The sequence below is a fragment of the Endoryza foliicola genome (assembly GCF_050589245.1).
Taxonomy (GTDB): Bacteria; Bacteroidota; Bacteroidia; order Chitinophagales; family Chitinophagaceae; genus Endoryza; species Endoryza foliicola.
Genome location: NZ_JBOBEW010000004.1, coordinates 465,702 through 486,846, shown reverse-complemented (window position 1 = coordinate 486,846; position 21,145 = coordinate 465,702). Strand labels below are relative to the sequence as shown.

At 40.4% G+C, this 21,145-nt stretch carries 23 protein-coding genes; 22 read left to right on the top strand and 1 reads right to left on the bottom strand.

Features of this window, described 5'->3' with window-relative positions:
• Positions 1–40: 40 nt before the first annotated feature.
• The 17 genes from ACQ2HE_RS11870 to ACQ2HE_RS11790 all read left to right on the top strand — a co-directional run bounded on the left by ACQ2HE_RS11870 (position 41) and on the right by ACQ2HE_RS11790 (position 12,554).
• Positions 41–448: a DoxX family protein gene (locus tag ACQ2HE_RS11870; protein WP_430899198.1), complete on the top strand. Its 408-nt coding sequence runs from the start codon at positions 41–43 to the stop codon at positions 446–448.
• Positions 435–767, top strand: coding sequence for a hypothetical protein (locus ACQ2HE_RS11865; RefSeq protein WP_430899200.1), 333 nt, complete (start codon positions 435–437; stop codon positions 765–767). Before ACQ2HE_RS11870 ends, ACQ2HE_RS11865 begins: the two co-directional genes overlap by 14 nt.
• A gap of 139 nt (positions 768–906) precedes the next feature.
• Complete coding sequence (locus ACQ2HE_RS11860) at positions 907–1,332, top strand: hypothetical protein (RefSeq protein ID WP_430899202.1); 426 nt, start codon at positions 907–909, stop codon at positions 1,330–1,332.
• Positions 1,333–1,362: 30 nt separating this feature from the next.
• The gene (locus ACQ2HE_RS11855; RefSeq protein ID WP_430899204.1) at positions 1,363–1,824 is read left to right on the top strand and encodes a hypothetical protein; all 462 of its coding nucleotides are present in this window, start codon (positions 1,363–1,365) and stop codon (positions 1,822–1,824) included.
• 106 nt (positions 1,825–1,930) lie between these two features.
• Complete coding sequence (locus tag ACQ2HE_RS11850) at positions 1,931–2,392, top strand: response regulator transcription factor (protein ID WP_430899206.1); 462 nt, start codon at positions 1,931–1,933, stop codon at positions 2,390–2,392.
• A 110-nt stretch (positions 2,393–2,502) separates the two neighbouring features.
• Positions 2,503–3,015: a DUF4199 domain-containing protein gene (locus tag ACQ2HE_RS11845; RefSeq protein WP_430899208.1), complete on the top strand. Its 513-nt coding sequence runs from the start codon at positions 2,503–2,505 to the stop codon at positions 3,013–3,015.
• Positions 3,016–3,665: 650 nt separating this feature from the next.
• Positions 3,666–4,529, top strand: a complete 864-nt coding sequence (locus ACQ2HE_RS11840; protein ID WP_430899210.1) for a bifunctional transcriptional activator/DNA repair enzyme AdaA — start codon at positions 3,666–3,668, stop codon at positions 4,527–4,529.
• Positions 4,530–4,610: 81 nt separating this feature from the next.
• On the top strand, positions 4,611–5,285 hold the full coding sequence (locus ACQ2HE_RS11835; protein WP_430899212.1) for a flavin reductase family protein: 675 nt from the start codon (positions 4,611–4,613) through the stop codon (positions 5,283–5,285).
• Between the two features lie 277 nt (positions 5,286–5,562).
• Positions 5,563–6,000: a hypothetical protein gene (locus ACQ2HE_RS11830; protein WP_430899214.1), complete on the top strand. Its 438-nt coding sequence runs from the start codon at positions 5,563–5,565 to the stop codon at positions 5,998–6,000.
• A 276-nt stretch (positions 6,001–6,276) separates the two neighbouring features.
• Entirely contained in the window at positions 6,277–6,726 is a 450-nt protein-coding gene (locus tag ACQ2HE_RS11825) for a GyrI-like domain-containing protein (RefSeq protein ID WP_430899216.1), read from the top strand.
• A 68-nt stretch (positions 6,727–6,794) separates the two neighbouring features.
• Complete coding sequence (locus tag ACQ2HE_RS11820) at positions 6,795–7,295, top strand: hypothetical protein (RefSeq protein WP_430899218.1); 501 nt, start codon at positions 6,795–6,797, stop codon at positions 7,293–7,295.
• 58 nt (positions 7,296–7,353) lie between these two features.
• Complete coding sequence (locus ACQ2HE_RS11815; RefSeq protein WP_430899220.1) at positions 7,354–7,914, top strand: DapH/DapD/GlmU-related protein; 561 nt, start codon at positions 7,354–7,356, stop codon at positions 7,912–7,914.
• 139 nt (positions 7,915–8,053) lie between these two features.
• Entirely contained in the window at positions 8,054–8,278 is a 225-nt protein-coding gene (locus tag ACQ2HE_RS11810) for a DUF4177 domain-containing protein (RefSeq protein WP_430899222.1), read from the top strand.
• A 14-nt stretch (positions 8,279–8,292) separates the two neighbouring features.
• Positions 8,293–9,837, top strand: a complete 1,545-nt coding sequence (locus ACQ2HE_RS11805) for a rhomboid family intramembrane serine protease (protein WP_430899224.1) — start codon at positions 8,293–8,295, stop codon at positions 9,835–9,837.
• 117 nt (positions 9,838–9,954) lie between these two features.
• Positions 9,955–11,076, top strand: a complete 1,122-nt coding sequence (locus ACQ2HE_RS11800; protein ID WP_430899226.1) for a DUF3179 domain-containing (seleno)protein — start codon at positions 9,955–9,957, stop codon at positions 11,074–11,076.
• Between the two features lie 6 nt (positions 11,077–11,082).
• Positions 11,083–11,556, top strand: coding sequence for a pyridoxamine 5'-phosphate oxidase family protein (locus ACQ2HE_RS11795; RefSeq protein ID WP_430899228.1), 474 nt, complete (start codon positions 11,083–11,085; stop codon positions 11,554–11,556).
• An 89-nt stretch (positions 11,557–11,645) separates the two neighbouring features.
• Positions 11,646–12,554 carry a hypothetical protein gene (locus tag ACQ2HE_RS11790; RefSeq protein WP_430899230.1) on the top strand — a complete coding sequence of 303 codons (909 nt, stop codon included), beginning with the start codon at positions 11,646–11,648 and terminating at the stop codon, positions 12,552–12,554.
• 226 nt (positions 12,555–12,780) lie between these two features.
• Here ACQ2HE_RS11790 and ACQ2HE_RS11785 read toward each other — a convergent pair whose 3' ends face one another.
• Positions 12,781–13,065, bottom strand: a complete 285-nt coding sequence (locus tag ACQ2HE_RS11785; RefSeq protein WP_430902447.1) for a hypothetical protein — start codon at positions 13,063–13,065, stop codon at positions 12,781–12,783.
• Positions 13,066–13,139: 74 nt separating this feature from the next.
• Here ACQ2HE_RS11785 and ACQ2HE_RS11780 point away from each other — a divergent pair, with 74 nt between their 5' ends.
• From ACQ2HE_RS11780 to ACQ2HE_RS11760, 5 genes are all read left to right on the top strand, one after another.
• Positions 13,140–16,448, top strand: a complete 3,309-nt coding sequence (locus tag ACQ2HE_RS11780; protein WP_430899234.1) for an SdrD B-like domain-containing protein — start codon at positions 13,140–13,142, stop codon at positions 16,446–16,448.
• A 629-nt stretch (positions 16,449–17,077) separates the two neighbouring features.
• Positions 17,078–17,722, top strand: a complete 645-nt coding sequence (locus ACQ2HE_RS11775; protein ID WP_430899236.1) for a WG repeat-containing protein — start codon at positions 17,078–17,080, stop codon at positions 17,720–17,722.
• A 142-nt stretch (positions 17,723–17,864) separates the two neighbouring features.
• On the top strand, positions 17,865–19,037 hold the full coding sequence (locus ACQ2HE_RS11770) for an MFS transporter (protein WP_430899238.1): 1,173 nt from the start codon (positions 17,865–17,867) through the stop codon (positions 19,035–19,037).
• 113 nt (positions 19,038–19,150) lie between these two features.
• Positions 19,151–19,624, top strand: a complete 474-nt coding sequence (locus tag ACQ2HE_RS11765) for a hypothetical protein (protein WP_430899240.1) — start codon at positions 19,151–19,153, stop codon at positions 19,622–19,624.
• Positions 19,625–20,027: 403 nt separating this feature from the next.
• Positions 20,028–21,140: a pyridoxal phosphate-dependent aminotransferase gene (locus ACQ2HE_RS11760; protein ID WP_430899242.1), complete on the top strand. Its 1,113-nt coding sequence runs from the start codon at positions 20,028–20,030 to the stop codon at positions 21,138–21,140.
• The last annotated feature ends 5 nt before the right edge of the window (positions 21,141–21,145 follow it).

The following is a 21,145-nucleotide window of genomic DNA, read 5'->3' as shown; positions in this document are numbered from 1 at the left end:
CATTTTTGTGTCATAAATTTATTCAACACAATCAACAGTTATGACACAACAAACTTCAAAAGGGTATCATATCACCCTATGGATTCTTCAAGTAGTATTGGGTGCTTTGTACATTATGGCCGGCGCCGGCAAATCGTTTCAACCTATTGAAGAGTTAGCAAAACAAATGCCATGGGTAAACAGCGTTTCAGTAGAATTGGTACGCTTTATCGGTGCCAGTGAACTCTTGGGCGGACTTGGACTCATTCTTCCGGCTTTACTTCGAATAAAACCAATTTTAACGCCTGTCGCTGCAATTGGCTTGGCATTGGTTCAAGTATTTGCGGCCGTATTTCATATTTCAAGAGGTGAATATGCGTTCATTGGTATCAACCTGGTTTTCGTAGCCATTGCAATTTTCATTGCTTGGGGCAGAACGAAAAAAGCACCAATCTATGCAAGAGCCTAATAGATATTTATGGGACGATACAGAAGAAGTGGCGGAACTGTTCGAGCTCGATTTGCAGCCAAATTTGCTGGCATCATTTTTCGAAGCGGAAACATCCATTCACCACTTTTTCTGTGAATTGCCCGGCTACACAGGTATGCAGGTATTGTTACTAAGTGAATCAAAAGTAATGCTGCTATTGCGATGGAGCAATTGTGATTTGTTTGATCAGAATTTACCAACTATACTTAATGCTTCACCTATTGGCTACTGGTTAAAACAAGCTTGTAGCTTTTCTCACAGACCCACATTACTCAAAAAGTTCTCTAATTCGAAGTAGGAGTCCTACTACCAAAATAAACTGTAAACTAATCTCTCAATTAAGTATACAAAAATTAAAGGCATCACAAAAATTGTTCAAATATGCTACAACTGAAAATCAGCAATTATTTCGTATATTTAGATATAAACCAATTCTAGTGAAGCAGCTCCTTCTTCTTGTCGCCAGCACTTTGATAAGCACTGTTACATTCGCTCAATGCGACAAATCATTTGAGTGCAAATCGGTTAAAGCCTATTTTGTAAAACCGAACGATGAAAGAGTTGAAATTGAAGCAGAATCTTCCGTAAAGTTCGAAAAAGGAAAAATCACCCTTACTATTTCCATTCAAGGGAACGAAGCGACCTTTTATTCAAAAATTGATGAAACTGAAAAATGTGAATGGAAAGAGGCTTTCAAAGAAGGTATCAGCAGTTTTAAAGTAACAACGGACAAAGGAGCTGTTCAAGAAAAAAGCGTGATCAAGTTAATTGGAAAAGAAGGGAAACTGAAAGTTTATTTCGGCTCCGACCCCGATGATAAGGGAGGCATGGAATTAATAGTGAAAGACATAAGAGAACTATAAAAATATTTGTATTGATTTGAGTCGGAATTAATGTACTACCCTTCAACATCCATTCAATCGCTGAGCTTTGGCTTGTTCCAAAGTGATGCCTATTATATTCTCAAAGCATACAAAATTTCTAAATCCGATTTCTATTTAGAGGAATCGGAAGCATTTTTTTCAAAACGCTTTACGAAAGAAAGCTATCATGTTGCGGGTAAGGCTGTTTCAATTCCTCCGACTCTAAAGAATCAATTAACAGGTTTAATGGAAAAAATTCCTTCCAAAATTTTAACGTACGAATTACCAAAACTCAATGAACCCGGCAACAGAGAAGAGTGCACTTATTTTATCGAAATTGAACTAATAAATGGAACAATCATTTCTTTTGTTGTGAATGAGTATGAACCCAATCATTTAAAATTGCCTTCAGACATACTAGCGTTTAAGGATCAAATAAAGTCCCTGCTGCCTGAACTTGACAAGTATTTCCCTTACACTTCTACTTTTTAATGGCAGAGAAAATTGAAGAACCTGCAACTACAAAAGATCATCCCACTCCCATTTCTTCACTAATCTGTATATTTAGGACACCCAAACATGCCAAAAAGGGATCCCGATGACAGTATCAAAAGAACGTCAACACATCTTCATTTATGCCGCTGCTTTGGCGGCCTTGGTTCTGTTTCTAAAATGGATGGAATGGAAATTCCTCTTGGCTAACAATTCCATAGAAATTTATATTGGTCTCATCGCACTCTTTTTTACTATTCTCGGTATTTGGATTGCGAAACAATTGATAAAGCCTAAAGTAGAGATCAAAGTGGTGGAAAAAGAAGTATTGGTTTATCCCAGTCCGGAAATTGACGAAGCGATGATTGAAAAGTTGGAATTGAGTGCCCGCGAGTATGAAATTCTCCAACTTATTGCCAAGGGACTAAGCAATGATGGCATTGCAAAAACCGTCTTTCTCTCCGTAAGTACGGTTAAAACCCATGTATCGAATCTGTATTTTAAGTTAGATGTAAAAAGTAGGACTCAAGCCATCGAAAAAGCTAAGCAATTGAAAATCATTGCTTAAAATCATCATACTTTAGTAGGAGAAATGTTTTTTCACAAATTGGTACTTTAGTATGAGGCCGATTTTTTCGAAGGCCTATAGATTTGCCCTCAACCAAAAAAATCAACAACATGAAACGTATTGTGCTCATCGTAGGTCTGATCATCGGGACCATCCTCGCTATTAACATTGCTGTTATGGTGAACCTCATGTACAACAATCCCAACTTTGAAGGGAATGCAGTAGTAGGCTATACCATTCAGATATTGGTATTTTCAGTCATTTATTTTGGCATTCGAAACTATCGTGATAAGCAATTAGGGGGCGTCATTAGTTTCGGGAAGGGATTTAAAACAGGGGCGCTGATTGTATTGGTTGCTTCTACCATGTACGTGGTGGCCTGGCTAATTGGATACTATCTTTTTGTTCCCGATTTCATAGATCGATATGCAGAACATGTGATCAATACCTGCGCAAAAGACCAACTGGAAGCCACCAAAGCAAGCATGGAAAGCTTCAAAAAAATGTATGAAAACCCGGTTTTTGTGGTGTTGATTACATATGCCGAAGTTTTACCGGTAGGATTATTAGTGGCGCTTATTAGTGCACTGCTGCTGAAAAAGAAAACGGTTGGCATTCAGTAAAAGGTACAGTAAACGAAGCCGCTAATCTGTGTTAATCAATTCAAATCCTTTGAATCTGTGGTTAAAAAAACATTTGGTGTTATCATGTCGCCCCGATGGGGCTATAAATGCGGTTCTTATTGCTGTCTATTCTTCTACAATCATTTCGCCCCTACGGGGCTAGTGATCCATTGAATCAATTTCAACTTTTGGGAAATATCAATCGCAATAAAGAAGATAAAAACAGGAATTGAGATACATGTATAATACAAAAGATAAACCTTCGTCACCACTTCTTCAATGCAAAACCCAACCTCACTGATAGACCTGATTGTAACACAAATTAGCGGCTGCATTTCAATCAGCATTACAACACACACAGCCGCTAATCTGTGTTAATCAATCCAAAACTGTTGAATCTGTGGTCTAAAAAGAACTTTAGAGGGACAAACCCTTTGCGCTACTTTTTAAAACTTCTTCCCCTTTGCGAATCACAGGCAGCGCAGCTGTACAAAACTCAACAACTTTAAACTTAATACTAGATCGAAAGAGAATCCGTGGTCAAAAAACCCTCACTATCCCACCCAACTAAAGAACAACTCAAGACTTACTTCACCTTTTCTATTTTTCCGCAAGAATCGGATTTTTTATCCCGTCTCAATTCTCCAATTTTGTTCTATAGAAAAGAATCGATGAATACACAGGATACGATAAATTATAACCGCGTCGCTGAGGCGATCGATTACTTGAAGCAACACTTCAAGGAGCAGCCAAGTTTAGATGAAGTAGCCGCGAAAATTCATCTCAGCCCATTTCATTTTCAACGATTATTCAGCGAATGGGCGGGAACCACTCCCAAAAAATTCTTACAATTTTTAACATTGGAATATGCAAAATCACTTCTTCAAAAGAGTCAATTCTCAATAGCCGATGTTGCTTATGAAACCGGATTGTCGGGTACCAGCAGATTACATGATCTGTTTATTAACCTAGAAGGAATGACGCCGGCAGAATACAAAAATGGAGGAAAAGAACTACTGATACAATACAGCTATGCAAGTAGTTTTTTTGGTGAATTTCTAGTTGCATCTACTTCAAAAGGCATCTGCTTTTTAGCATTTGAAACAGCATCATCCGACTCTTTGATTGAGCTACAGCAATTGTTTCCCAAAGCTCAATTTGTAGAAAAACAAACCGATTTTCATTTGCAAGCCATTCAGTTCTTTCAACGAACTTGGGAACACCCAACATCATTGCATCTTCATTTGAAAGCTACCCCATTCCAATTGAAAGTATGGGAGTCACTATTAAAAATACCATTTGGTGAAGTGGCAACCTATGGAGCCATCGCTTCAAAAATCAATAATCCAACTGCACAAAGAGCCGTTGGCACTGCTATTGGATCCAATCCGGTGGCCTACCTCATTCCATGTCATAGGGTTATACAATCATCCGGACAAATAGGGGGTTACAAATGGGGACCTACGCGTAAATCAGCCATTCTTGGCTGGGAATCGGCGCTGCTAACAAAATAAAAAAGCTTATATGTTTTACCATTTTGTTCTATACAAGTTATGGAACAGGATCGCTATTGCACGTCAAAAAAAACAAACATCATGCATCAAAAAGTTCATCCCTCTATCTTATACTTTGGCACCCCGGTGATCCTTGTGAGCACGGTAAACCCTGATGGAAGCACCAACCTAGCTCCCTTTTCCTCTGTATTTTGGTTGGGTTGGCGCTGTGTGTTAGGCATCAATGCAGCCTCGCAAACGGCGAGAAATATTAGATCACAAAAGGAAGCAGTCATCAATTTACCATCAGCGAAGGAAGTGCACTTGGTAAATAGTTTGGCAAAAACCACCGGAGCAGACCCCGTTCCCAAATCAAAGCTAGAGAAAGGCTATACTTATCTAAAAGACAAACTAACTCAAGGGGGATTTCAAACACAAGAATCTGAAACGGTAAAAGCCAAACGCATATCGAATTGCCCTGTACAACTAGAAGCTCGGTTGGCCAATGCTTACGATCTTGCAGCTGAAGACGAAAGACAAAAAGGTGCTATTCAACTGTTTGAATTCAAAATCACCCGGGTTTATGTTCAAGAAGAACTGTTGACTGCTCCTAATTCAAACAAAATAAACCCCGATGTTTGGAAACCACTTATCATGAGTTTTCAAGAATTCTACACGTTGGGCACCAAGCTACAACACTCTACTCTAGCTGAAATTCCCGAGCACCTATACAATTCTTTAGATCGGAAAGAAATTCTTGAAACTATGACATCCTAGAATTTAACCTACTCCTAGTCAACTATTTATCAAAATAATTCAAAATCACTTCTACTAGTTTTACTTGATTTCCATCAACAAATATTCAACTTACTTTATATATTAAAATCCGTGATGTATTTTGTTTACGTATGTAAATAACTCGGCTACAAAGCTGCCTGATCCAACCGTTCTATAAATTCCGTACACCTTTCCTGTTGAACATTAAACGAATTGAAAACTACACAGTCGAACTTGAGCTAAGATTCAAAAAACACTGTGCTTATACCACCGTACAATGGGAAAATCAGAGGACTACATCATCGACCAAATTGTTTTAAACGCTCCAAAATTTGGCATTCCTACAGCGCATGCAGCATTGTACTGCGATCTTACGTCAGATCTACAATTCTTTCTACAACAACAAGTTCCTGACTCTTCCGGCGAACCGATTGTTTTGTTTTGGAAAGACCAAGATAATTGGACTCTTGTATGCACGATACAGTTGATTACCAAATCACGAAATCAGCTACAGTACATCCCAATCCAAGCAATTGATCAAAGCCAATCTACCGTTCCATTTCTCCAAATAGCCAAAGACTATTCCGATAATTCTCATAACGAACTTGTTCTTACGACAGTATCGGGTACTGCATTTACTGCGCCAACAGCTTCAGTAAAAGATCGAATCGGCTTAATGAATATCATACAGCAGATACAAAGCATGCGCGCATAAAACAACAGCTAACATAGATTAGCAGTTGCTATTCAATCAGCGTTTCTCTACCCGCAGCTTATAATCTGTGTTAATCAATTCTAATCTGTTGAATCTGTGGTCAAAAAACACCACCAAAATGACTCCAATTCAAAATTCCTCCACTACCCAAACCCGCCACCATCGGGGCAACATGATAAAAATTAAGATATAATTTCCATCTTCGCCGCACAACAAAAGTTTTACATTAAAGTAGCAAACCGATTCATACCTTGCACCCACAATCATACAACTCACATGAACGCTCCTTTTCATTTTATCGGCATCGCCGTTCGCACCACCAATCAAGAATACAAAGCACAAGAAGATCTGGGCGCACTATGGGGCCGTTTTTTCGACGAACAAATTCCCGAGAAAATTCCCAATAAAATTTCAGAAGAAGTCATCACCATTTACACCGACTACGAGTCGAACTTCATGGGAGCTTACACCGCCATAATAGGCATGAAAGTCAGTTCGCTCGATCAAATACCCGAGGGACTTGAAGGCCGAACGTTTGCTGCTGCTGAAATGAATAAGTTTCTCGCTAAAGGCGAAATACCAATGGCCGTTGTAGATACTTGGATCAAAATTTGGCAAATGGATGCTGAACTGAACAGAGCATACACTTACGATCTGGAAGTATACGGACCTCAATCGATGAACGGCGCAGAATCGGAAGTAGCGGTATACATAGCGGTGAAATGAGTTTTGAGTAGTAAGTTATGAGTTCAAAGTTATTTGTGGCGATGCCGCATATAAAAAAATAGTATGCAATGAATCGATTTCTTTTCATTCTTGCGGTCCTGCAGTTCGTAATTATGGGGTGTAGTTCTTCAAAGGATAATTCACAAGTAATAGAAGGTGACTTGTATTATTCTGCTTTCAGAATCGGGAGCTTTTACAACCTACCCGACAGTGTAGTAAATGCATTCCAAAATTCAATAGATACCTTAACAGCTAATGACCCCTCTACTCAAAAAATAAAAGATCTGTTTCAACTGTTAAAATTAGAGAAGCGACTTTATGCTCCAAACATCGATCTTCATACCAATGACAGTACAATCTACACACTTTATCTAGATTCCCTGAATTATAAATCATTCAAGAACATCAAAAGCGATAGCCTTATTCGAAATCATCTTGTTCTCAAAATTAAAGCTGAGGCTAAGCATCTCACCGATCGTTTTTACTTACTCATAGGAAATATCTCGACCACTTATGAAAAAGGAGCTACTTTAAATGAGGGCGGGAAATTTGATGTTGATTACCACTAGAATTCCCTTCTGAATTTGTGTTATCTTTATCGTAATTGACTACGAACGCTGTTCACTTATGAAAGAAACAACCATTTTTGAAGATCTACTGGCCGGAGGCATTATTGAAACTCACAGCCCCAAAATGCAAGATGCTTGGAATGTGGTAAACAGAACTTTGAGTTTGATTCCTTCCTTAAATCAATCGACCACCGTGGAACAAGTGCGCATGATCTTGGGTGATATCATTGGCAGTCCAATTGACCCAAGCACCATGATCTTTGTACCCTTCCATACCAATTTCGGCAAACACATTAAATTTGGAAAGGGGATTTTCATCAACCATGGCTGCACATTTCTCGATCTGGGTGGCATCACTATAGACGACGATGTACAAATAGGCCCGAAAGTGAATATCATCACAGAAAATCACCCTCTAGATCCCGCTCAACGCAAAAATTTGGATCTAAAATCGGTGCATATCAAACGCAATGCCTGGATTGGTGCCGCCGCCACCATTTTACCCGGTGTAACCGTTGGCGAAAACGCTGTAATTGCGGCCGGAGCAGTTGTTACAAAAGATGTACCCGATAATGCCATTGTAGGCGGCGTACCTGCTAAATTGATTAAGATGATTTAAAGAGGTATAACAAGCAAATTAGGATTATAAGGATAGATTAGATGTACTTGATTTTGTTTTCGAGAAACCAACGAAAATCCTACAAATCCTACATAATTTTACTAATCCTAGCCCCAATAATTTAAACCTAAATCTACAAATGGATAAATTCGAATACAAAGTGTATCGCTTTTCAAACGATCATCTGCACGAAAAAAACTTGCAAGTGGAATTAATGAAAACCCTCAATAAGCTTGGAAGCGAAGGTTGGGAAATGGTATCAACTGAAGGCATGCTGGAGGCTATCGCTAAATCCGGTACTACGCAAAGCACTGAAATCGTGGTTTTCTTTAAGAGAAAAATAGAGCAAGTAAGCTTTAACTAACCTTATCATCAAAGATGAATACTTACAGCCAAAAACTCAAGCTACTTTTTAAGCCTTTCGCACTCATTTTAGTGAGCTTTTTAATTATCTATAGTCTTCTCAATTGGGGGCTAATCATTAAAGCAGGTCTTGCAGTAAATGAAGACTTGATCAAACTTTGGTTACCCTTCGGACTAGCCGCCATTCCTGTTTTCATATGGTTGTATCCTAAATTAAACAGAGTTCAATACAAGAGAGAAAACGGAGCTTTCAATCTTTCCTTACTAGCCACACTGCTTATAGGTTTACCAACCACTATAGCGCAGCATTACCTTACAAGCGCAACGGGTAAGTTAACTAGCCTAAAGTCGCCCAATGAAATTATCACGAAAGAAAAGACCAAGTATTATCAATTAGATCAATACTATATCGACAAATCGCACCCAGGCATTCAAACTACTGCTACAGTATCGGGGAAATACAATAATGATTTGAACTATCGTATATATGTTGTATTACCAGTTTATTCTTCGGCTGAAGACACAGCAAAAGGCAATCCCTTGTTATGGCTAGGAACATTTTACAGTAAAAAAATATCCAACAATAGTAGCGAGGAAGAGAAAAAAAAGGCATATGATCAATTTGCAAATGAATCGCAAGAGTTATTTGACAAAGATTCATTTAACAAGTATACTTATTTTGAAAGATTGGGACAAGTTGACGAGCACGATGAATACATCACTGCCCTTAAAACCATTGAAGTAAAGGATCCTTCTAGTCAAATCATATTATCCGGTAAATCCGACTCTTTTGAAACAAGAACCAATACGAGTTTTCCTTGGATCTTCGGCTCAACAGGAATTAGTTTTGCAATCATATTGATCATAATAGCTTTCCTAAAAATTAGAGAAACCGCTCCTAACACTACCGAAACTGAAGAAACAAAGAGTGAATGGAAAGAATTGCTTCAGTTATTCATCCCTTCTAAAGGTTTTGCTGCCACACCAATTCTCATAGACGTGAATGTACTTTTCTTTCTAGCTATGGTTGTAGCGGGGCTTGGCTTCATCAACTTCAGTGCAATCGACTTGTATCATTGGGGTGGAAATTTGAAAGAAGCAACTTTAAAAGGAGACTGGTGGCGTTTGATTAGCAATATCTTTTTACACGGTGGAATAATCCACTTACTTGCAAATATGGTTGGATTATTTTTCATAGGCTTAATATTAGAACCTGTGATGGGTTCCGGCAAATTCTTGTTGGTATATACTGTAGCAGGAATTTGCGCTAGTTTAACCAGTGTTTGGTGGCACGAGAATACAGTTAGTGTTGGTGCGTCAGGAGCTATTTTTGGCATGTACGGATTCTTTCTTGCTACTTTACTATTAAAGGTATTTCCTCCCGATTTTGGTAAAGCATTTCTTGCCAGTACCCTTGTATTCATTGGATATAATTTAGCTATGGGGCTTACCGGAGGAATTGATAATGCGGCGCATGTTGGTGGATTACTATCAGGATTTATTATAGGCTTTTTGTTATCCCATCAAATTAAAAAGAAGCTTGAGCAGCAAGAAGTATAAAAAACAAACTAGGATTCTAAGGATTGATGTGATGCACTTGATTTTGTTCCTGAGAAACCAACGGAAATCCTACTAATCCTACATAATACTTTTAATCCTAGCCCCAAAAAAGCGAGTATGAAAAAATTATTCTACATCGGTTGCCTCGGCCTTCTGCTTTTTGAAGCTGCCAATGTGTACTTCATCATGCCCATGCCGGGAAGTCAACAAATGAACAGCATTGATTTGGCTTACTTCCTGTTCAATTGGCGCTGGATCTTCCGAACGCTTTTTGTATTGGTGCTCCTTACCGGATTACTAAATACTCAATGGAAAAGAAAATGGACGGTAGCAATCCCCCTTTTAGTGGTGGCCGCCGGTATTTACATACTCAATTTTGTAATGGCTGCCGATGGTATGTTCAAACAACCGGCATCCATAGTCTTGGCAAATCAAAAGGAAAACAAAGTAGATACCGCCCGACTCATAGTAGGGGTAGTAGATGGCACCACTGCAAAAGCTTATCCTATCCGATTTCTGGCCTATCATCACTTTGTTTACGATAGCATCAATGGAAAACCACTATTAATTACTTATTGCACCGTTTGTAGAACCGGAAGAGTTTTCGATCCATCAGTGAATGGGAAGCCGGAACAATTCCGATTGGTAGGAATGGATCATTTTAATGCCATGATTGAAGATCAAACAACACATAGCTGGTGGCGTCAGGCTACCGGAAAAGCCATCGTTGGACCTTTAAAAGGATCTCAATTGGAAGAAGTGCACAGCACACAAACCAGTTTAGCACAGTGGCTGGAACTTTACCCTGAATCGCTCATAATGCAAGAAGACCCCAACAGCGTTTCAAAATACGATACCAGTTTGAAATACGAAAGTGGCGCTAGCAAAAGTAAACTTACAGGAACCGATAGTCTAAGCTGGAAAAACAAGAGCTGGGTGGTAGGAATTTCAAAAGCCGGTGAAGACACTGCCATCGATTGGAATGAATTGAAGAAAAAACGAATCATGCTAACCAAAGTAGGTCGGTTACCCGCTTTTGTAGTACTAGGAAAAGACAACAAAAGTTTCTTCGCCTTTGAATACAATTTAAGTTCCACACCTCAGTTTTCCAATGATACTATCTATGTGAATAATAAGAAATACAAATTGAACGGAGTAGGTATTGATACAGTGGGCTCCTTATCAACCCTTAATGCCTATCAAGAATTTTGGCACAGTTGGAGGGAGTTTCATCAATAAGAAATCATGATAACAGAAGAAGTAAAAAAATATATTCAACAATCTGTGCTATGCTGGTTGGCCACCTGTGATAGCAAAGGAGAACCCAATGTTTCTCCAAAGGAACTGTTTACATACCGCGATGAGCAGACCTTACTGATTGCTCACCTAGCATCACCTAATAGTGTAAGAAATATCGAAGAGAACAATCAAGTTTGCGTAAGCTTTGTAGATGTATTCGTTCAAAAAGGATTCAAATTAAAGGGAATTGCAACACTCGTTTCCAAATCTGACACCTCTTATAAAGAACGAATCAAACCCCTCATTGACTTGTATTCGGACATATATCCCATTCAAGCACTCATTGAAATAAAGGTTGTTTCGGTAAGCCCAATAATTGCCCCTAATTACTACTTAAATAAAGATACAACAGAGGCCTCCCAAATAGAAAACGCCATGAAAACATATAATGTTAAACCGATTCTTAAGGAAGAATCATAACACTTGATAACAAACAATAATTTATTAAAAGAAAAATCCCCAATTACCTGCTTGAATTCCTTACTATATTAATGGTATAAATTAAAGCCATGAAGTACCGCATCCTTTTAATGATTTCTTTGATCAGTGTTCTTTCATCCTACTCACAATCTTTTGTAGCTGAAACCGGCGATATCTATATTGGCGAGCCAGAAGGTAATTATTATGGATTGATCAGCGTAAAATCGGGGGTGTTGAAATTAAACGACAAAATTGACATCTACACGGCATCAGGATTCAAGTACACAGCCGTGGTAACTGCTATCAAAGATCTGGATTCAAAGCAACAAGTAAAAGAGATCAAGACCGGTAAGGACGGCTATGTTGATTTTACAACAAAAGACAAAGCTCCCAAATACGAGGATGCCTTGAGAAAAGGCTATAAAATTTTTCCGGCCGGCTACAATGCAAGCACGGGCGCCACCAAAGCCGACACCAAAGCCGCCATCGAAAAAACAGTATCATTAAAAGTTACATTGGATGGACAACCTTTTCGCGGAAAGGTATCGGTGCACGGTGCCAGCTTTTGGAAAAAGGGAGTGAAAGGAGTTTTGGAGAAACCTTACATGCAACTACAATTCATGTCCGTTGATGCACCCGATTCGAGAGCGCTCACCATTCAAATAATGCAACCAAAAGAAACAGCGGCAGTATACAATTCAAAAGACCTAGAAGTAAATTTCTCAGGAGCCGCCGATGGTAATGTGAAAAACACCACACTGTTTGGTTTTGCTAATGGAAAAGGCGACACTGATTTCAAAATTGAAATCACGAAATACGAAAAACTAGGCCCCAACAAAGCACGCATTTCAGGAAAGATCAGCGGATCATTGAAAAATGTAACCTTGAATGGATTTGGCAGTAAGAAGACTGTTTTTGAAAATGGTGTATTTGAGAATATTGAAGTAGAAGTGTTTGAGAATTTGTATCGCTTGAATGCAACGGAGAAGCAGAATTAAAAAAAATACAGTTAACGGAAAGGATTATGATTGCAGGTCGGCGTATTCGTTATTAGTTAAGTTTTGGGCATTTAAAATTTCGAAACTTCTTTACTCAAGATCGCCGCTTCACGGGGAATACAAAACCACGAGGTAGCTGGGGCACGGAGGGATTGTCTTCTGCTGCCACTCTTCCTTGATCAGGATTTACAGGATTAAAGGATTGCCAAGATTCTTTCTTCAAACCTTACTCCTCGTCTCCTATCATCCTCGTCTCCTCTCCTCCTGTCTCCCCCCTGTTCTTCCCCCTCCTCCTTCTCTGTATTTCCTCGCCTCCTCGTCTCCTATCATCCTCGTCTCCTCTCATCCTGTCCCCCCTGTTCTTCCCCCTCCTCCTTCTCTGTATTTCCTCGCCTCCTCGTCTCCTATCATCCTCGTCTCCTCTCATCCTGTCCCCCCTGTTCTTCCCCCTCCTCCTTCTCTGTATTTCCTCGCCTCCTCGTCTCCTCTCATCCTCCCTCCTCTCCTCCACATACCTAACCCCTCTCTTTTTCGTTATATTTAGGTAAATGGCGCTCAGCCTCTAACACCACCAAACCACTTCGTATGAAAAAGTTCATTGTTTTGCTTTTTCTCATAGTAACTGCCATGTTACTACCCTCTCAAAAATCGTATTCGCAAAATTTCAATAGCAGTCGCAGCAACCGCACCCGATGGCTAGAGTTCGCTCCCGGATGGAGTTTCGGGGCTTCAACCGGATCTTCCTTCGCCTTAAAAAAAGGAGAAAGTACTTTGTTTCGAACCAATAGCATGGCCACTAATATGTTTGGGCGCTACCAATTTGGAGCAGTAGGACTCGGTGTTCAAACAGGGATTTTACCGGGTGCCGTAGATCAGGCTTCTATCAGTAGTTTCATCGCTTCTCGTCGTTTTCCGACAGACGCAGTCGCTAATTACACAAAATCTTTGAACGCTTATATGCTGTTTGGACCGAGTTTTAGCTTCGGCCACATTGTTCAATTCAACATCGATTTGGGAGGCGGTTTGTTCTATAATAACTCAGGTTCCTTGCTTATCAATCAACCGGGTGCTTCCAAAGCCTTGTATCGATTCGATGCTGCATCGAAGAACCTCTTCCCCGGTTTTAGTGGCGCACTAAGCATTGCTTATCCACTCACCCCGGGCACCAAATTCATCCTTCAAAGCAATTTCTTACAAAGCTCCAATACCATTCGACTGCTCGATCCTACTCAAGGCATTGATGTAGCCATCGAACAAAATAGAAAATTTCAATTGTTCACTGCAGGTATCGGTATCGTAAAAAGTTTCCATACCACGCGCGATGCAGCAAGCGGTATGTCAACCGGAAGAAGAGCAACACCTAGAGACGTGGGAACCGGCATGTCGTCCGGTAGAAACCAAGCTCCACCAAGAGATGTTGCAAGTGGGCTACCTACAGGTCGCAGAATTGTTTCTCCTAGAGATCCCCAAAGTGGATTGCCTACCGGACAGAGAATTCTCTCTCCCCGCGATCCACAATCGGGATTACCAACAGGTCAACGGATATTTTCTCCTCGAGATCCACAGTCGGGCTTACCTACTGGCCAGCGTTCTGCAGCAGCACCAGAATCAAATTGCGGTCCGGTAACCTTGCGTACAACAAGTCCGGATGGAACAATAGAAGAAAAAACTTTTAGCTGTCCGGCTGATGCGGCGTCCTACGCAAAACAAACCCAGGGAGCCACATTTGGAGAAAAAGTAAATCAAGGATTGCACGCTGCGGGTTCCGCTATATCGCAGGGCGCAGGAGCGAAACGAAACAATATCATAGCAGGCATAGTTCATTGGTCGGCCAGTACGAGCAACGGAATTGTAACCAATAAATCTGCAGGTACGAACTCCAATACCGGCAGCAGTCCTACTGGTACCCAAGCCACTTTTTATGCGCGTGATCCGGCATCGGGATTGGCAACGGGTAGACGTCAGTATCAGAAAATGTATGTTGAAGGACAGGGAAACAACTGCACTGATTGTGCGCTGAAAGTATCGAATAACCCTTTATATAAAGACAATGGAAAAGGTGGCGACAACCCTTTGTACAAAGGAACGAGCAGAATGGCGGGCGGCGATAATGATTGCGACGGCATCGCCGGTATAAAAGTTAACTTAATTGATTTGAATACGAAAGCAATTGTAGCCACTACCGAAACAGAATCTTGTGGCGCATTCTATTTTGCGAATGTACCTTCAGGCAATTATGCAGTATACATTACCGGTAGTTTTGATATTTCGAAAGAGTACGAGGCCACACTTACCGGAAATCAGAAAAATGATGTAGCAGGTGAACTTCGCTTATCAAGCGATCTTTGGTCGGTAGAGATCATTACTGCCGAAGGCAATCCGGAAGACGCCCCGGCTATTTTGAAATCGAAAACAAAAAGCAATCAATCGAACGATCGACAAATGAACAATGGCAAAGCCATCATCAATACTTCTAGAAGTAATATCAAAAACATGGCGGTTTCACTAGCAGATGTAGATGGTGATGGAACAGCTGAATTATGGATAGGTAATAGTGCACTGTTGGATGCATCTACCGAATTGGGTTTACTAGGCGGAGCATTGCCCGGCGGTCAAGTAATTTCAGCGGCTATGCGTCCGGGTAATCCAATTGGAGGAATTAGTATCAAAGGCGGTAAAAATCCGGGTGGACAAATGCGCACTACTCAAACCAATGAATTTGGTGAATTTGAATTTACCGATTGGGAGCCCGGTTCTTACAAAATAACAAGTTCAACAACCTATCAGGTTTCAGATATCACTACGCTAATTGTGGGCGATCTAGAAACAGGCACAAACATTAACACCACAGAATCTAACTTAAAAGACATACCTCCGGTAGCAAACAAAGACGGGGCCGGAAACCAACAAAAGGCGAGTGTAAGCACCAGTAGGAGCAATATCAGAAACAGGGCGCAAAGTACGGATGCAGAACCGGCCAATAATATTGTAACCAGTGAATCGAATTTAAAAGGAGACGTGAAGATCACAGCCTCTCAAAACAGTCAATCCTTGCGCATCAACGGAATTAACGGCGGTATGCCCAATCGAATTTCCATGAACGTAACAGTTCCCAAACAAACGCAGGGAGCAAGTTTTGGAGAAAGAGTTTCTTCAGAGGATAACAATACTGCAGCTGCTACTCGCGCTCAGAACAACAATACAGTAAGAAGCAATAGAACAGACAATGCAATCGTAGTTGCCGACTTAGACGGCGATGGCACCATGGAAACTACGTTTACCAATGTAATAGGAGAAATTGCCACTTTGAATATTACCGAGCAGGGGACACGTGGAAATAAACGAAAAGAAACAAATGGAGTAACAGAAACGGTGAAAACTCAGATTAGAATGGCTGCACCTCCTGCCTGGGTTGGAAACGACGGTTCGGCTGCTCATGTGCATGGTGATCCACATGTAGATCAGAAAGATGGAACACTCTATTTTCAAGATAAAACCTCCGTTCCCGCAGAACGTTGGACCTCATCTCCTATTTCCATCAAACAACTTAGTTATGGGGGAGCCACTGTAGTTATCATTAGTGGCAAAGGCGCTGAGATTCCAGATGGAGGCAGTTTAAATGGACTTCCACCCGGCCAACCCGTTGTCAATGCTTCGATCTTATTAAAAGATGCAAGTGGCAATTCCTATCTAGGAACCACAAATGAAAACGGACAACTCTCTTTCAGAGATGTTCCCAAAGCCACTCCTCACAAGATTCTAATGAATATTAGTTTCATTGGAACCGATGACTTGCTCTTGCTTTTCACTACCGATGAAGATGGTACCAATATGGTAACGGTTTTGAAAACAAAACACGATACAGTGAAGAATAGTATTAGTAATGTACGGTGAGAAAAAATTAAGAATTAATAAGTAATAATTAATAATGGAACAGCCGGGCCTAATTAATAATTAACAATTAATATTTAATAATGAAACAGCCGGATACCAGGAGGTAGGACGGAGGCTGGTTTTGCAAAGCAAAAGCAGTCGAGTCTATCCCGTGAGGAACGATACGGGACAGGCGAAGCCTTTGCGGGAAGGGAGGAGACGAGGAGCGAGGAAGTACAGCGTTGAAGATATTATTAAATAGAAGGGGTGATTGTAGCTGAGGTCCGCCGTCGATTTATCGCAGCGGATGTAAATAGAAGTGTTCTTGTAGCAACGCGATTTATCGCGTTGAATGATGGAGTGAGGAAATACAAAAAAAGAAGGAGAGGAAAAGGGGGCGCTGCGATCGCTGCGTGGTTCCTGAGCTTGTCGAAGGGCCGCTGCGGTTCAAAATAATAAGCAACTAGAATAATTGAATATCTGAGGCTAATCTGTGGTAATCTGTTTTAATTGGTGTTATCTGTGGTCAAAAAACGAAGTTTACTACAGCCTCTCTTTGTCTAACTTTTCCACCTTCTCTAACCTTTGCGAATTCCAAGCAGCATAGCTGCGTAAGAAATAAATTCACAAAAATATCATAGATTCGAATCATGCAAAGGTTCACATTTACAACACTTCTATTATTAGTAGCTAGTTTAGGCTTTGCACAAAATTCTGATGCGAAGCAAGAAGGCGTTGCCAGCCAACTGGAAAAAGTAGATAGTAGCATTCATCAAGTGCTCGACTATACTTTAACTCCGGAAGGCTTAGTACTTTCTCGAAGAATGGGAAAGTACGGGTATACGAATTTAAAAAAGGAAGTCATTATCCCTTTTATATATGATTTTGGGGCAGGGGAATTTTCTCAAGGACTGGCATTTGTGAGAAAAGGCTTGCTCATCGGATATATTGATACAAAAGGAAATGAAGTAATTCCTTTCAAGTTCAGCAACGCAAGCAATTTCAGCGAAGAACTAGCAGCGGTAGTTTTGAATGAAAAATGGGGCTATATCAATCCAAAAGGAGAAACGGTGATCCCATTTGAATACGATCTTTGTTTTGAATTCTCACTTGGTCTCGCAGCAGTAAGAAAAGACGGTAAAGCAGGCTATATCAATCGCAAAGGTGAAGTTGTGATCCCCTTCATTTATGAGGCGAACGGAACATTTTCTAAAAAACTGAAACTGGCAACGGTAAAAAAAGACGGAGTTTGGTTTCAAATAGATCTTAATGGAAATAAAATAAGTTCTAATTAGCCCTTTTTACATTTCGTTCTATGTTTGAGTAGTTGAGCTATGCTGCCTGCCTTTTTGATCAATAAAACAATACGCTTCTTGTATTAAACATTCTTCGTTCTTTTTGAATTAAGATCGAACAAGAATTGGTTAACTTCATTGCTTGAATACAAAATTACCTATCATTGTTATTGCTCAATTCTTCTGCACATCGGCGTGGTTCGCAGTGAATGCCGTGATGAAAGAGATATTGGTCCAATTGAACATACCCATAGCGAATCTTGCGCATTTAACGACAGCAGTTCAACTTGGCTTTATTCTTGGCACCCTTGTATTTGCAAGTTTGTCTATTGCAGATCGCTACTCACCTTCGAAAGTATTTTTTGTATCTGCACTTTTGGGCGCCCTCTTTAATTTAGGAATCCTAATTCCCGAAATTAATTTTTCTATTGCGTTCGCATTTCGGGTGGCCACCGGATTCTTTCTGGCCGGCATCTATCCGGTGGGAATGAAAATAGCTGCAGATTATTTCCAAGCAGGTTTAGGCAAATCCCTCGGCTTTTTAGTGGGTGCGCTGGTTCTCGGAACAGCTTTCCCTCATTTGCTTAAATCCTTGAGCCTAGGTTTGAACTGGTCAATAGTCTTATTATCCACCAGTGCGTTATCGGTAATAGGTGGGCTCTGTATTTTCGTATTGGTACCGGATGGCCCTTATCGAAAGGCCGGACAAGGATTTCAATTGAACGCTTTTCTTTCTGGTTTTAAAATTCCGGAATTTAGAAGCGCAGCCATCGGCTATTTTGGTCACATGTGGGAATTGTATGCATTCTGGACCTTCCTTCCATTGATCTTAGAACGATATCTTTTACTTCATCCAATCCATCATTTTTCAGTCTCATTTTGGTCTTTTTGTATAATAGCCACCGGCTTTATTTCTTGTGCCGCTGCGGGCATTGCTTCTCAAAAAAGACCTCCCCGAAAAATAGCGCTTCTATCGCTCATGGTATCTGGCGTATGTTGCTTGCTAACTCCTTTGATGGTATCCCAACCATCTACTTTTCTCCTTTTCCTTTTCCTTTTCACTTGGGGATTCAGTGTAGTGGCTGATTCACCGATGTTTTCAACGCTCATTGCCGGTTCTGTTCCCAATACAATCAAGGGTTCATCGCTTACAATAGTTAATTGTATTGGATTTTCAATCACCATTGTCAGCATTCAACTCCTTCGATTTTTGATCGGTAATCACCATTCAATTGAGACTTTATTACCACTATTAGCATTTGGTCCAATTGTTGGAATAGCAACACTTGTAAAAGGAACAACAATTTCAAAGTAAGTAGTATCAAATTCTCGAGTAAGGTCGACATTCATTTTAGTCATGAAAGTTTATGACTTTCCAATCAATGAATTAATTTTGCTACTACTTCAATCAATACCTTAATATTTGCTATGAAAAGAGGATTTGTATTGTTATTAGTTATTATAGTGGCAGCAGTAGCATACTTTTATAGTTCGGGAACTAAAGCAAAGAAGAAATCAGATGAACTGTTGGAAGCTTTCAAGTCAGTGGATTCTGATTTGAAAAAAAATGAAGAAAAAGCAACAGAAACATTGAGTGAAAAATCCAAGCAAGACGATACGCTGTCCGAATTAAAATCATTGATAGTTTTCAAATTACAGTTTATTAAACAGCAGTTGGAAAAAGATGTAAAAATTTCTGAAAAACCCTGGAAAGAACTGTATCCACTATTAGTAAGTTTCAATCAAAAAGCCTCGCCATCAGAAAAGCAACCCATATTACAGCTTACTCCTGCGCAGCAACCAAGCTTTGAAAACTGGTATTATTCTTATTTAGAAAACCAACCCAAGGAAGTGCAAATCACTTATGTAAACTTTCTTCTGTACAAAATCAACTCTAATTAAAGAAAGTAGTCCAACTTCCCTTCTTCCTTCTCTATGCATCTTCTTGCTCCCCCAGGTCCCTCACCTATTTTCGCTGCACCCTAAACTTCTCAGAGTTCCCTCTACCGCAAAGGAACAAAGGGCGCAACGGTTCGCAAAGAATTGTTCCTGAATCTCTTCCTTGATCAGGATTTAAAGGATTAAAGGATTGTCAAGATTATTTCTTCAAACCCTGCTCCTCCCCCTCCTCCTTCTCTGTATTTCCTCTTATACTCGCTCCTCATTTCCTCGTCTCCTCGTCTCCTGTCCTCCCCCCTGTTCCTCCCCCTCCTCCTTCTCTGTATTTCCTCTTCTCCTCGCTCCTCGTTTCCTCGTCTCCTGTTCTTTTATTCCTTATCTTCATACCACACCTACCTCAACTCCCATGGCAACAAACAGAAGAGCCCTCCTTAAACAAATTGGACTAGGCATAGCAGGTATTGGATTCTCAACTCAAGAAACCTTTGCATCTGATCAGGAATTGTTTGGCGATTTTCAGGCAGACCCCATACCCGGACTTCGACTGAGTTCAAATGAAAATCCATATGGACCTTCGCCACTTGCCCGACAAGCATTTGCAAAATATTCTAACGCCAGCAATAGGTATAGCTGGACGCTAGGCCCGGCCCTGATTGCAGCCATTGCCAAAAAAACAGCAGTAGCGACTGAGAATGTGTTATTAGGAGCCGGATCAACTGAAATATTAGACCTTGTTTGCAAATTGGCCGCTTCAGAAAAGGGAAATTTCATCGTTGGCTTTCCCAGCTATCCTTATTGGAGCATTACTGCTGAAACAGCGGGTTTGAGAAAACTGACGGTACCATTAACTACGGATAAAAAACTGGATCTCCCGGCAATGCAAAAAGCCATCACCCCTGAAACTCGACTGATCTATGTATGCAATCCCAACAATCCATCCGGCACTGTTCATAAAAGAAACGATCTGGAACAATTTGTTCTAGAAGCATCGAAAACAGCTATTGTATTAATAGACGAAGCTTATATTGATTTCTCTACTGAAAAATCGATGGTAGATCTCGCTGCTAAAAACGATAACATCATTGTAGCTCGCACTTTCTCAAAAATATATGGATTGGCAGGTGCTAGAGTAGGGTTCGGTGTAGCCACTAAGAAAAGAATTGAACAGTTGAGCGAAATTCAATCCTGGCCCAACGGCAGTACCAGCGTGGCTTCTACCGCCGCTGCCCTTGCATCACTCAACGATCTTAAGTTCGTTCAAGACAGTTATCGTTTGATCTCCGAAGCAAGAGCATATACAATTAAAGAACTGGAAAAATTGGGAATGATTGTGATCCCATCAACTACAAGCTTTATCTATTTCTCCATCCAACACTTCAAGAAAGATTATTTCAAGATTCTTGAAACCAATAAAATTGAAGGAACGGGATTGTATGAAAAAGAAGGCAAATGGACGCGCATAACTGTGGGAACGATGAAAGAAATGCAACGCTTTATCAACTATTTGCAAGTTAAATAAACTGC